The organism is Vibrio sp. 970, from assembly GCF_033339075.1.
In genome coordinates this window covers 1-685 of the sequence record NZ_JAWOTW010000343.1, presented here as the reverse complement: position 1 = coordinate 685, position 685 = coordinate 1, and the positions used below count along the sequence as shown (strand labels likewise).

Genomic DNA, 685 nt, shown 5'->3' with positions numbered 1-685 from the left:
GGTGATCTTAAGTTTTTGACCAACCCATAAGGTATCGGATTTTAAGTTGTTCTGACGACGAATATCCGACAGCTTCACTTTATAGTGACTTGCGATCTTACCCAAGAACTCACCCGATTTAACGGTATGAGTAATCGTTTCAGTCTCTACTGTAATAGGCTTGCTTGGCACTTGGATCTTGCCAGCTGACGGAATACGCAGTTTTTGTCCAACCGCTAAGCTGGTCGATTTCAACTTGTTCTCAGCCATCAACGCTTTCGAGTTAGTACCGTATTTATTCGCAATCACAGACAGCGACTCACCACGCTTAACAATGTGCACCATTGGTTTAGAGGAAGGTGAGAACACCGTGCCTTCAGGTGGGTTATCTTTTAGATATTTAACCACCGCTTTAGAGATAGCCTGCGCTAACTTATCTTGGTGCGCGCGTTGGAACAGCAGTTTCTCTTCTGTTGGGTTAGAGATAAATCCAGTCTCTACAAGGACCGATGGAATTTGTGGCGAACGCAATACTGCCAAGCTAGTGTTGATTGGCTTGGTGTTGTGTAGATGCGCGACGCGTCCCATTTCACCCAAAATTTCGGTCGCCAACTTGTAGCCTTCTTTTTGCGAATGGCTGAACTGGAGATCGAGCAAAGTTTGGTTCACATTGCGGTCTTTCGTGTTCGTGACAAATGCATTGCCA

1 protein-coding gene is annotated in these 685 nt (G+C 45.5%); it reads right to left on the bottom strand.

Annotation, left to right across the window (positions count from 1 at the left end):
- Positions 1–685, bottom strand: a 685-nt coding sequence (locus R7Q11_RS26550; RefSeq protein WP_225467044.1) for a LysM peptidoglycan-binding domain-containing protein, incomplete at both ends; no start/stop codon positions are given.